The sequence below is a fragment of the Fonticella tunisiensis genome (assembly GCF_004364155.1).
Lineage (GTDB): Bacteria > Bacillota > Clostridia > Clostridiales > Caloramatoraceae > Fonticella > Fonticella tunisiensis.
Map to the genome: position 1 here is coordinate 32,826 of NZ_SOAZ01000011.1, position 12,631 is coordinate 45,456.

The window sequence follows — 12,631 nt, forward strand, 5'->3', positions numbered from 1 at the left end:
CCCTTTTTGTTATGTGTTTTGCAATTTCTTCATTAATGCTATAATATTAAAGATAATAAAGGACACAGGAGGAAGTTATGATAGATTTAAACAGTCTGAATAAGGAACAGAGGGAAGCTGTCGAAACTACTGAGGGGCCCCTGCTTATACTTGCGGGAGCGGGCTCGGGAAAAACGAGGGTTTTGACATATAGAATAGCATATTTGATTCAGGAAAAGGATGTTTACCCGGGAAATATTCTTGCAATAACCTTTACCAACAAGGCGGCAAAGGAAATGAAGGAAAGGGTTGAGTCCCTTGTTGGAGAAGATGCAAGGAACATGTGGATCAGCACCTTCCATTCCTCATGCGTTAGAATATTGAGACAGGATATAAGTAAACTTGGCTATGATAGAAACTTTGTTATATATGATACTTCCGATCAGGAAAAGATTATGAAGGACTGCCTTAAAGAGCTTAACCTTGATGAAAAGGTATTTCCACCTAAGGATATGCTTCACAAAATAGGTTCCCTGAAGGATGTGCTCATAGACGAGGATACATATTACAGGCAGTACGGAAACGATTTTAAAAATAAAAGGTTTGCAGAAATATACAAGCTTTATCAAAAGAAGCTCAGGGCCAATAATGCCCTTGACTTTGACGATATAATAATGAAAACTGTAAAGCTTTTTAAGGAGCATCCAGATGTCCTCAGCTATTACCAGAGAAAGTTCAGGTATATACTCATAGACGAGTATCAGGATACAAACAGGGCCCAATATGAGCTTGCAAACCTCCTTGCAAAGAGCCATAGAAACCTCTGCGTTGTGGGGGATGATGACCAGTCCATATACAGTTGGAGGGGGGCTGACATAAGGAATATACTGGACTTTGAGAAGGATTATCCCGATGCGAAGGTTATAAAGCTTGAGCAGAACTATAGGTGTACAAAGAGGATACTTGAAGCTGCAAACTATGTTATAGCCAACAATGAAAATAGAAAGGCAAAGAGGCTCTGGACAGAAAACTGTGCCGGGGATAACATAAAATTCTACAGGGCTGAAACGGATAGGGATGAGGCAAGGTTTATAATAGGCGAAATAAATAAGCTTGCTTCTAAAGGGTACTCCTACAGGGATTTTGCAGTTCTTTACAGGACTAATGCCATGTCCCGTATACTTGAAGAAGCCTTTGTAACTTCAGGACTTCCCTATAGGGTTGTTGGGGGACTCAAGTTCTATGACAGAAAGGAAGTAAAGGACATACTTGCATACCTCAGGGTTATAAACAATCCCCTTGACAGCGTAAGCCTTGAGAGGATAATAAACGTTCCCAAAAGGGGAATTGGAGACTCTTCCATTGCAAAGGTTAAGGAGTATGCTCTGGAAAAGGATATCAGCCTCTACAGCAGCATGCTTGAAATTGATAACATAGAAGGCCTTACCAAGAGGGCCGCAAATGCCATGGATAAGTTCATAAGCCTTATGAACTACTTCTTCGTTATGAAGGATAAGATAAAGGTATCGGAGCTTATAAATGAAATACTTGAAAGGACAGAGTATATAAGGGAGCTAAGGGAAGATAACACCCCCGAAAGCCAGGGAAGGATAGAAAACCTTCAGGAATTTTACTCATCGGCCGTTGAGTTTGAGGAGTCTTCGGAGGATAAGAGCCTTTCGGCCTTCCTCGAAAGGGTTGCCCTTGTATCTGACCAGGATGAGTTAAATGATGCAGGCGGAGTAACGATGATGACTATGCACACAGCAAAGGGGCTTGAGTTTCCGGTGGTGTTTATAGCAGGTATGGAGGAGGGGATTTTCCCTCACTTCTCAGCGCTTGAGGATAGAGACGAGATGGAGGAGGAGCGAAGGCTCTGCTATGTAGGGATTACAAGGGCAAAGGAAAATCTCTATATGACCTGCGCAAGGCAGAGGCTCATGTTCGGCAGAACCATGTTTAACTCACCATCATCCTTCCTGGAGGAGATTCCTGAAGAACTTATTGACGATGTATCCTCAAGAAGCATGAGCTTTAACAGGGTCTACGGCTACGAAGGTTACAGCCAGCCCCACAGCCTATCAAAACCAAGGCATATAGCATCCCCTGTATCTTCTACGGTATCATCAAGTTCAAATGCAGTAAAGGTTAGCGAAATCAAAGCAGGGATTAAAATAAAGCACAGGGTATTTGGCAAGGGCCTTGTAATAGCAGTGAAGCCTTCAGGTCAGGATAAGCAGATAACGGTTCATTTTGATAACGTTGGGCTTAAGAATTTGCTTTTAAGTTCGGCGCCGATAGAGATACTGTAATATTTTTTAGTGACAAGTTATAATTGACAAGTGATAAGTTGATATAGTGGATAGTGGGTAGTGGATGATGGATAATGATTAGTGACAAGTGGCAAGTGAACAGTGCAGAGGTGTAGAGGCGAACAGCGTAAAGGTGTAGGGGCGAACAGCGTAAAGGTGTAGGGGCGAACAACGCTCGCCAGTAATGTAGCCATTACTTGGCTGGAGAACGATGTTCTCCCCTGCAGCTGCCCACCATTAGCGATTCATAAAGTAAATGTTGAGGTGATCATATGGAGGATATAAAAAAGCGCATTGATGAACTCCGGCAGATAATAGAGGAACACAACTATAACTACTATGTTTTAGATAACCCAACCATAAGCGACTATGAATATGATAAGCTTATGAACGAGCTTAAAAGGCTTGAAAAGGAGCATCCGGAATACTTTGATATAAACTCCCCAACCCAGAGGGTTGGGGGAAAACCCCTTAAGGAATTTAATCAGGTGGAGCATGCTGTTCCAATGCTGAGCCTTCAGGACGTATTTAGTTTTGAAGAGCTTATGGAATGGAATGAAAGGGTAAAAAGTGCTGTTAAGGATGCGGAATACGTAGTTGAGCTTAAAATAGACGGACTTTCAGTGTCCCTGCTCTATGAAAACGGAGAGCTTGTCAGAGGTGCCACGAGGGGGGATGGAAACATAGGGGAGGACGTAACTCAAAATATAAGGACAATAAGAAGCATACCCCTTAAAATTAAGGATAAAAACCTCCTTGAGGTTCGTGGGGAGGTTTACATGCCAAGGAAAGCCTTTGAAATCCTAAACATACAGAGGGAGGAGATGGAGGAGCCCCTTTTTGCAAATCCGAGAAACGCGGCTGCTGGTTCTTTAAGGCAGCTTGATCCTAAAATAACCGCCGATAGAAAGCTTGATATATTTATATTCAACATACAAAGATATGGAGGAGCTCCCTTTAAAACCCACAGGGAAGCCCTCGACTACCTTGAAGGCCTTGGATTTAAAGTAAGCCCCAAAAGGATGGTATATAAAAATATTGAAGGGGTAATTGAGGCGATAAAGGAAATAGGTGAAACAAGGGGAGAGCTTCCCTTTGACATAGATGGAGTTGTTGTAAAGGTAAACGAGCTTGATAAGAGGGAGATATTAGGCCAGACAGCAAAAACTCCGAGATGGGCAGCTGCCTACAAATTCCCTGCAGAGCAGAAAAAGACCAGGGTTAAGGATATATTAGTTCAGGTAGGAAGGACCGGGGTCATTACTCCAACGGCAATACTTGAACCTGTAAGAATTGCAGGATCAACGGTTTCAAGGGCAACCCTCCACAACGAGGATTACATAAAGGAAAAGGATATAAGAATCGGGGACAGCGTTATAATTCAAAAGGCAGGAGAGATAATCCCGGAGGTTGTTGAAGTCGTTTTTGATGACAGGGATGGAGATGAGGTTGAATTTAAAATGCCTGATATATGCCCTTCCTGTGGAAGTAAGGTTGTAAGGGAGAGTGGGGAGGCGGCAGTAAGGTGTACAAACATGTCCTGTCCCGCACAGTTAAAGCGTACAATAATCCACTTCGCATCAAGGGATGCAATGAACATAGATGGGCTTGGCCCCCAGATAATTGGACTTCTAATGGATAATGGCCTTATACATGATGCAGCGGATCTTTATTATCTTAAATTTGACGACGTTGTAAAGCTTGAAAGGATGGGCAAAAAATCAACCCAGAACCTCCTGGATTCAATAGAAAGGACTAAGGAAAACGATATAGACAGGCTGATATTTGGACTTGGAATAAGATTCATTGGGGGAAAGGCGGCAAAGAATCTTGCAAGGGCATTTAAGTCCATGGATAATCTTATGAAGGCCTCCTATGATGACCTTATAAAGGTTGAGGAAATAGGTGATAAGATGGCACAAAGTGTTTTATCCTTCTTTAGGGAAGAGCATAATAGAAGGCTGATTGAGAAGTTCAGAGAGGCGGGACTCAATTTCAATTTGAAGGCCAGGGAAGGAAATGGCAGGAAGATATTTGAAGGCATGACCTTTGTGCTTACAGGAACTCTCTCAAAATACACTCGAAGCGAGGCCTCTGAGATTATTGAAAGCCTTGGTGGCAAGGTTTCATCAAGCGTTTCAAAGAAAACAACCTATGTACTTGCAGGGGAGGAAGCGGGAAGCAAGCTGAAAAAGGCACAGGACCTTGGAGTTTCCATAATATCAGAGGATGATTTTGAGAAAATGATAGGCGAAGGTGATAAGCAATGAAAATATTAGACGGCATGATGTGGATTTCAATAGCTGTATCCTTTGTTATATCGATTTTAACCATGCTTGTAACCTTCGGAATAAAGTGGATACCCCCCTTTGCTACCTTCATGCCACTTGAAATAAGCCTTGCAGTAACCTTTTTCCTCTGGGGAGTAAACAGCATATACAACCATTACACCAGGGACAGCAGAATAACAGTGCTTTATTCCTTCCTGTTTGGAGGGGTACTGCTTATATTTGTAGTCCTTGGAATATACTAAAAATTACATATGAAAGGTAGTGATATATATGTCAGTATCTATAAAGGATGTTGAATACGTTGCAAAACTTGCTCGACTTGAATTCAGTGAAAAGGAAAAGGTGAAATTTACTGAAGAACTGAACAGCATATTAAAATACGTAGAAAAACTTTCAGAGGTTGATACAAGCGGGGTGGAACCTGCAATAGGTGCGTATCCCATGTACAATGCACTTAGGGAGGATGAGATAAGTCCGTCCTTAGACAGGGAAGAAATACTTAAAAACGCCCCTGACAAGCAGGATGGATACTTTAAAGTACCGAAGGTTATAGATTAGGAGGGATAAAATGCACAAAAAAACTGTACATGAGATAAGGGATTTGCTGAGAAGAAAAGAGATCTCCTCGGTGGAGCTAACGAAAATTGCCCTTGAAAGAATTAATTCAATTGATGATAGGCTGGGAGCTTTTATTAGCGTATATGGGGAACAGGCGTTAGAGGCTGCAAAGGATGTTGATAGAAAAATAGCATCCGGAGAAGAGCTTCCTGACCTTGCAGGAATTCCAACGGCACTTAAGGACAACATGAACATGAAGGGAACTAAAACAACCTGCGCCTCAAGGATGCTTGAAAATTTCGTATCGCCCTACGATGCAGGAGTAACTGAAAGGCTTAAGGAAAACGGTGCTGTAATAATTGGAAAGACCAATATGGATGAGTTTGCAATGGGATCATCAAATGAAACATCATACTTTAAAAAGGTTAGAAACCCATATGATTTGGAAAGGGTACCAGGAGGATCATCGGGTGGTTCTGCAGCAGCTGTTGCATCAGGTGAAGTATACTATTCATTAGGCTCAGATACGGGTGGTTCCATAAGACAGCCTGCGGCAATGTGTGGAGTTGTAGGATTAAAGCCGACATATGGAAGGGTTTCAAGGTATGGCCTTGTAGCCTTTGCATCTTCCCTTGATCAGATAGGTCCGTTTACAAAGGACGTTGAGGATTGTGCAATTGTGTTAAATGCCATATCAGGAAAGGATGAAAGGGACTCAACCTCTGCAGACGTTAAAGTCGAGGATTTTACAAAATACCTTAACCGGGATATAAGGGGCATGAGAATAGGAATGCCTGTAGAGTTTTTTGGCGAGGGAATTTCGGAGGATGTTAGAAAAATTATAATTGATGCAGTAGAGGTGTTTAAATCCCAGGGGGCCGAGGTTAAGGAAATAAGCCTTCCAATGTCAAGGTATGCCCTTGAGGTTTACTACATACTTGCAAGCTCCGAAGCCAGCTCCAACCTTGCAAGGTTTGACGGAATAAGATATGGATACAGGGCTGAAAGCTACAGCGATGCCGTTGATATTTATACCAAGTCAAGAAGCCAGGGCTTTGGAGATGAGGTTAAAAGGAGAATAATGCTTGGTACATATGCACTGTCAGCAGGATACTACGATGCATATTATAAAAAGGCCCTTCAAATTAGAACTCTTATCATAAATGAGTTCAAGGAGGCCTACAAGAATGTTGACATAATACTGTCACCAACATCTCCAACAACGGCCTTTAAGCTTGGAGAAAAGATAAACGATCCTCTTTCAATGTATCTTTCAGATATATATACGGTTCCTGTAAATATTGCAGGTATTCCTGCAATATCTATTCCGGCAGGGCTTTCAAATGGCCTTCCGGTTGGACTTCAGCTTATGGGAAATTACTTTGAAGAAGGAACGCTTTTAAAGGCAGCACATGCCTTTGAAAGGGCTACAGAACATCATAGGATAAGGCCATCTATATAGGAGGTGCTTAGGATGGATTTTGAAGTTATAATCGGTCTTGAGGTTCATGCAGAGCTTTCAACCAACACCAAAATATACTGTGGATGTACTACTGAGTTTGGCGGAGAGCAAAACACCCACTGCTGTCCGGTATGCCTCGGGCTTCCAGGCTCCCTTCCTGTTTTAAATAAAAAGGTTGTTGATTATGCCATAAAGGCAGGCCTTGCTCTAAACTGCGATATAAACAGGCTAACCCATATGGCAAGAAAGAATTATTTCTACCCCGATACCCCTAAAAACTATCAGATAACCCAGGATGAAACACCCCTGTGCAGGGATGGATATATAGAAATTGAAACTGAAGGCGGCTTAAAGAAAATAGGAATACAGAGAATCCATATAGAAGAGGATGCAGGAAAGAATGTCCATATGGAGGATAGTTCCTATGTTGACTACAACAGGGCAGGGGTACCTCTTATTGAAATAGTATCAAAGCCCGATATGAGGTCCCCTAAGGAGGCAAGGATGTATCTTGAAAAGCTGAAGGCCATTCTTCAGTATACAGGGGTTTCAGATGTCAAAATGGAAGAAGGCTCTTTAAGATGTGATGCCAACATTTCCATAAGGCCTGAAGGTTCTAATGAGTTTGGAACAAAGGTTGAAGTTAAGAACATGAACTCCTTCAGAGCCGTTGAGAGGGCCCTTGAATATGAAGCTAAAAGGCAGATGGAGGCATATGAAAGGGGAGAAAAGATAATACAGGAGACGAGAAGGTGGGATGAAGGAAGGGGAGAAACTGTAACCATGAGAAGCAAGGAGGAGGCCCATGACTACAGATATTTCCCAGAACCCGATATGATATATCTTTCAGTTGATGATGAATGGATAGAAAGCATAAGAAAAAGCCTTCCCGAGCTTCCTGATGCAAGGAGGAGAAGATATATAAATGAATTTGGACTGCCGGAATACGATTCAGAAATACTTACATCCTCCAAAAAGCTTGCAGATTTTTTTGAGGAATGTGTAAATGAGGGTGGAAGGCCAAAGGAAATAAGTAACTGGATAATGGGTGAGATTTTAAGGACTCTCAAGGACAGAAGTATGGAAATTGAAGACATAAAGTTTGCTCCAGGACACCTTGTAAAGCTTGTTAGTCTTGTTGATAAGGGAACCATATCCGGGACCATTGCCAAAAAGGTGTTTAAAGATATGTTTGAAACTGGAGAGGATCCTGAAAAGATAGTTAAGGAAAAGGGCCTTGTTCAGGTATCGGATGAAGGGGCCATAAGAGAGCTTATAAACAAAGTTTTAGATGAAAACCCTCAATCAGTTGCAGATTTTAAGGCGGGAAAAACAAAGGCAATGGGCTTTATCGTTGGCCAGGTTATGAAGGCATCCAAGGGGAAGGCCAATCCCCAGATTGTAAATAAGATTCTCACCGAAGAGCTAAATAAGAGATGATTCAAAAAACCCTGTTTGTGAACCACAAACAGGGTTTTTTGAATTATAAGTTCAGAGGAACATCTAATACCATTTCTGCATTTTCAGCAATAGCATTATTCATTTTTAGAAGTTTGTGGCATGGATATAAAATCTTTTATTTAGTTATAAAATGATGACTGTTTTAAACATTTTTGCATGAAATGAAAAAATGTTTTTCATATGGAAAAATGATGGTACAGAATTTTAGTAAAATATTCAAGTGTATCTAAATTCCAATCTACACGGAATAATTCCTCAAAATTGGAAAAAGAGTTATTAAGTACATTTCTTACCATAATGAGTATTAAAATTAATACATAGAATCTGGTAAATGTCGAAAATTATCGAAGGATATCCAGCAATTACACACAAATAACGTATAAAATTATATTGAAATTTCAAAGTAAAAGCAATATAATTTATTAATTATGATATGAATTTTTCCTGAAATGACATAAAAATATGGAAAATAGACATGAAATTTATAGAAAATAAAAATGCTATTGTCGTAATATATCAATAGTTTTATTGCAAAATTCAACAAAATAATTTAATATATATATAAATGTCATTTGAAATTTTATATGGGGGACACATTCAAAAGATGGGAGGAGATTTTAAGTGATAAACTACATTATAAAAAGATTTGTAGCGAGCCTTGTAACTTTATGGATTGTTGTTACCGCAACGTTTTTCCTGATGCATGCACTGCCAGGTGGACCCTTTGATGGAGAGAAAAAACTGCCTGATCAGGTTAAGAAAAATCTTGAGGCTAAATTTGGACTGGATAAACCAGTACATCAGCAGTACATCATGTATTTAAAAAATCTTTTAAGAGGAGATTTAGGTCCTTCAATAAGATATGAAGGAAGAACAGTAAACGATATTATAAAATATTCATTTCCAGCATCAGCAAAGCTGGGTTCAATATCAATAGTTGTTGCTGTGCTTCTTGGAACATACATGGGAGTTATAGCAGCGTTAAATCAGGGTAAATGGCAGGACAGACTTACAATGGTAATAGCTACACTTGGTGTAACTGTTCCAAGCTTTGTTCTGGCTACTGCTTTAATATATCTTTTCTCAGTAAAGATGGGGCTGCTTCCTTCAATTGGACTTGATGGCCCGGCCAACTATATACTTCCTGTAATAGCACTATCGGGGTATTCAATGTCATTTATAGCAAGACTTTCAAGATCAAGCCTTCTTGATGTAATAAGGCAGGACTATATAAGAACTGCAAAGGCCAAGGGATTATCCAAAAATGCTGTTATATACAAGCATGCTTTAAGAAATGCATTGATTCCAATAGTAACCTATCTTGGACCCCTTGTTGCTGGAATATTAACAGGAAGCTTTGTTGTTGAGCAGATATTCGGTATACCGGGGCTTGGACGTGAATTTGTACAAAACATTACAAACAGAGATGCAATGACTATAACAGGAGTTACTGTATTCTATGGAGCGCTGCTCATAGCATGTAACTTCATAGTGGATTTACTTTATGCAGTAATAGATCCAAGAATAAAACTTGAAGGTTAAGGAGGGGGAACAATGGAGATAAGCAAAGAATTGTTTGAAAGAGTTCCCGCAGAGGAGAAGAATCTAAATAGAATAGTCAGGCCAAGTGAAACTTACTGGCAGGACGTTTGGAGAAGGCTTAAGGCCAATAAGCTTGCTATGGCGGGTTTGTTCTTCGTTATATTCATCACCGTTTTAGCCATAGTTGGGCCATGGTTTTCCAAATATGATTACAGAACTCAGGATTTTAGTATAGCGAATATGTCCCCTAGTGCAGAGCATTGGTTTGGTACAGACCAATTTGGAAGGGATCTTTTTGTAAGAATTCTATACGGAGCGAGAATATCCTTAACAGTTGGATATGCTGTAAGCATTTTAAACTTTACAATAGGCGTTTTATATGGTGGAATCGCTGGATATGTTGGTGGAAAAGTTGATAACTTTATGATGAGAATAGTGGATATTCTGCTTTCCATACCATCGACCATATATGTAATTCTATTGATGCTTATATTCGACGCAGGGCTTACAAGCATCATCATAGCCCTTGCGATAACAAGCTGGGTTGGTATGGCTAGAATAGTTAGAGGTCAGATTTTATCGCTTAAGCAGCAGGAGTTCGTACTTGCTGCAAGAACAATAGGAGCTTCAAGTACAAGAATACTGCTCAGGCATTTAATACCTAACAGTATGGGGCCGATAATAGTTACATTAACCCTTGCTATACCATCGGCGATTTTCTCAGAGGCCTTCCTAAGCTTTATAGGCCTTGGAGTTTCAGCGCCTATGGCTTCATGGGGAGTTCTTGCCTCAGAGGCTCTACAGGGATATCAGCTATATCCATATCAGCTGTTCTTCCCGGCAGGTGCAATTTCATTAACACTTTTTGCTTTCCAGCTGCTTGGTGATGGATTAAGGGATGCCCTTGATCCAAAGATGCGTAAATAGTTAGGGGGGATAGCGTGGAAAAGGAAAAGTTACTTGAAATAAGAAATTTAAAAACATCATTCTATACACATGTTGGAGAAGTTAAGGCGGTGGGTGGAGTATCCATCGATTTAAATAAAGGCGAAGCCATAGGAATCGTTGGAGAGTCAGGAAGCGGCAAGAGTATCACAATGATGTCCCTCATGGGATTGCTTTCGGAAAATGGAAAAATCATAGATGGAGAAATTATCTTTGAGGGCAGAGATCTGGCAAAGCTTTCAGAGGAGGAGATGCAGAAAATAAGGGGTAACGAAATAGGAATGATATTTCAGGATCCAATGACATCCCTAAACCCCGTTTTAACTATAGGAGATCAGTTAATGGAACCCCTTATAAAGCATAAGAAGATGTCAAAGAAGGAGGCGTGGGATAGGGCAGTTCAGATGCTCTCCCTTGTAGGCATTCCAAGCCCTGAAAGCAGAATGAAGCAGTACCCCCATGAGTTTTCAGGGGGTATGAGGCAGAGGGTTATGATAGCCATGGCCCTTGCGTGTGAGCCGAAGCTTCTAATTGCAGACGAGCCTACAACAGCCCTTGATGTTACAATACAGGCTCAGATTCTTGAATTGATGAAGGAGCTTAAGGATAAAATAAACACATCCATCATTCTCATAACCCATGACCTTGGAGTTGTGGCGGATGTATGCGACAGGATAAATGTTATGTATGGAGGTCTTGTGGCAGAAACGGGATCAACCAGAGATATATTCTACAGGCCAAAGCATCCATATACATGGGGACTTTTAAAAAGTATTCCAAATCCTAAAAAGGATGAGAAGGAGAGGCTTAAACCAATAGAAGGACAACCACCTGATCTATTAAAGCCTCCGGTAGGATGTCCATTTGCAGATAGATGTGAGTATGCAATGAAGATATGCATGCAGCAGAGGCCACCTCTATTCGAAGTTGGGGAAGGGCATAAGGCTGCCTGCTGGTTAAATCACCCTGATGCTCCAAAGGTTGAACCACCTGTAGGAAGGGGGGAAACAAATGAGTGATAAGAAAACTCTTATTGAGGTAAAGGGATTAAAAAAGTATTTTCCGGTAAAGAAAGGTCTGTTCAACAAAACTCCAAGCTATGTTAAGGCCGTTGATGATGTTTCATTTACAATAAATAAGGGTGAAACTTTAGGACTTGTTGGTGAGTCTGGATGCGGTAAGACTACGACTGGAAGAACTATAATAAAGCTCTATGAACCAACAGATGGGCAAATCATTTATGATGGTGTTGATATTGCAAAATTTAATGAAAAGCAGATGATACCATACAGAAGAAAGATGCAGATGATATTCCAGGACCCATACGCATCCCTAAACCCAAGAATGACTGTAGGCGACATCATAAGTGAGCCTATAATGATACACAACCTTATGGATAAAAAAGCTGCCCAGGAAAGGGTTCAGTACCTCTTAAACAGAGTAGGATTAAACAGTGAGCACGCAAACAGGTACCCACATGAGTTTTCAGGTGGACAGAGGCAAAGAATAGGAATAGCAAGGGCACTTGCCGTTGAGCCTGAATTTATCATAGCTGACGAACCTATATCAGCCCTTGACGTATCTATTCAGGCTCAGGTTGTAAATATGCTCGAAGACCTTCAGGAGGATTTGGAGCTAACTTATCTCTTTGTTGCCCATGACCTTTCAATGGTTAAGCATATTTCAACAAGGATAGGTGTTATGTACCTTGGCAAAATGGTTGAGCTTGCAGAAAGCAATGAGCTTTATTCAAAGCCTCTCCATCCATATACCCAGGCACTGCTCTCTGCAATTCCAATACCGGATCCAGATGAGGCAGCTTCAAAGAAAAGAATAGTTCTTGAGGGAGAAATCCCATCTCCAATAGATCCTCCAAAGGGATGCAGGTTTGCAGGAAGGTGTAAGTATGCAACTGAGAAATGCAGGGAGGTTACACCTGAACTTAAGGATGTAGGTGGAGGACATATGGTTGCATGCCATTTATACGATAAATAATTATTTAAATAAATAATTATTTAAAAAGCAAATAATATATATAAATAAATTTGTGCTAATATAGCTTAACTGCCTTATGGCAGTTA

The 12,631-nt window shown here is 40.7% G+C and carries 10 protein-coding genes; all 10 read left to right on the plus strand.

The window, feature by feature from the left end:
* Window positions 1-80: 80 nt before the first annotated feature.
* The 10 genes from pcrA (at window position 81) to EDD71_RS07950 (ending at window position 12,545) form a co-directional block, all read left to right on the plus strand.
* Window positions 81-2,291 (plus strand): DNA helicase PcrA, encoded by a 2,211-nt coding sequence (gene pcrA / locus EDD71_RS07905; protein ID WP_479724198.1) that lies wholly within the window; start codon window positions 81-83, stop codon window positions 2,289-2,291.
* 272 nt (window positions 2,292-2,563) lie between these two features.
* Window positions 2,564-4,561 (plus strand): NAD-dependent DNA ligase LigA, encoded by a 1,998-nt coding sequence (gene ligA, locus EDD71_RS07910; protein ID WP_133628206.1) that lies wholly within the window; start codon window positions 2,564-2,566, stop codon window positions 4,559-4,561.
* On the plus strand, window positions 4,558-4,824 hold the full coding sequence (locus EDD71_RS07915; RefSeq protein WP_133628207.1) for a hypothetical protein: 267 nt from the start codon (window positions 4,558-4,560) through the stop codon (window positions 4,822-4,824). The genes ligA and EDD71_RS07915 overlap by 4 nt, the downstream gene beginning before the upstream one ends.
* Before the next feature lie 28 nt (window positions 4,825-4,852).
* Entirely contained in the window at window positions 4,853-5,140 is a 288-nt protein-coding gene (gene gatC / locus EDD71_RS07920; RefSeq protein WP_133628208.1) for an Asp-tRNA(Asn)/Glu-tRNA(Gln) amidotransferase subunit GatC, read from the plus strand.
* 10 nt (window positions 5,141-5,150) lie between these two features.
* Entirely contained in the window at window positions 5,151-6,602 is a 1,452-nt protein-coding gene (gene gatA / locus EDD71_RS07925) for an Asp-tRNA(Asn)/Glu-tRNA(Gln) amidotransferase subunit GatA (protein ID WP_133628209.1), read from the plus strand.
* 12 nt (window positions 6,603-6,614) lie between these two features.
* On the plus strand, window positions 6,615-8,042 hold the full coding sequence (gene gatB, locus EDD71_RS07930) for an Asp-tRNA(Asn)/Glu-tRNA(Gln) amidotransferase subunit GatB (RefSeq protein WP_133628210.1): 1,428 nt from the start codon (window positions 6,615-6,617) through the stop codon (window positions 8,040-8,042).
* Between the two features lie 642 nt (window positions 8,043-8,684).
* The gene (locus EDD71_RS07935) at window positions 8,685-9,605 is read left to right on the plus strand and encodes an ABC transporter permease (protein ID WP_133628211.1); all 921 of its coding nucleotides are present in this window, start codon (window positions 8,685-8,687) and stop codon (window positions 9,603-9,605) included.
* A gap of 12 nt (window positions 9,606-9,617) precedes the next feature.
* Window positions 9,618-10,532 (plus strand): ABC transporter permease, encoded by a 915-nt coding sequence (locus tag EDD71_RS07940; protein WP_133628212.1) that lies wholly within the window; start codon window positions 9,618-9,620, stop codon window positions 10,530-10,532.
* A 14-nt stretch (window positions 10,533-10,546) separates the two neighbouring features.
* Entirely contained in the window at window positions 10,547-11,569 is a 1,023-nt protein-coding gene (locus tag EDD71_RS07945; RefSeq protein WP_133628213.1) for an ABC transporter ATP-binding protein, read from the plus strand.
* Window positions 11,562-12,545, plus strand: a complete 984-nt coding sequence (locus EDD71_RS07950) for an ABC transporter ATP-binding protein (protein ID WP_133628214.1) — start codon at window positions 11,562-11,564, stop codon at window positions 12,543-12,545. The genes EDD71_RS07945 and EDD71_RS07950 overlap by 8 nt, the downstream gene beginning before the upstream one ends.
* Window positions 12,546-12,631: the final 86 nt, after the last annotated feature.

Coding starts and splice junctions, on each gene's coding strand:
- ligA (WP_133628206.1), top strand. CDS start 2,564: ATGGAGGATATAAAAAAGCGCATTGATGAACTCCGGCAGATAATAGAG.
- EDD71_RS07950 (WP_133628214.1), top strand. CDS start 11,562: ATGAGTGATAAGAAAACTCTTATTGAGGTAAAGGGATTAAAAAAGTAT.
- gatC (WP_133628208.1), top strand. CDS start 4,853: ATGTCAGTATCTATAAAGGATGTTGAATACGTTGCAAAACTTGCTCGA.
- gatB (WP_133628210.1), top strand. CDS start 6,615: ATGGATTTTGAAGTTATAATCGGTCTTGAGGTTCATGCAGAGCTTTCA.
- EDD71_RS07915 (WP_133628207.1), top strand. CDS start 4,558: ATGAAAATATTAGACGGCATGATGTGGATTTCAATAGCTGTATCCTTT.
- EDD71_RS07940 (WP_133628212.1), top strand. CDS start 9,618: ATGGAGATAAGCAAAGAATTGTTTGAAAGAGTTCCCGCAGAGGAGAAG.
- gatA (WP_133628209.1), top strand. CDS start 5,151: ATGCACAAAAAAACTGTACATGAGATAAGGGATTTGCTGAGAAGAAAA.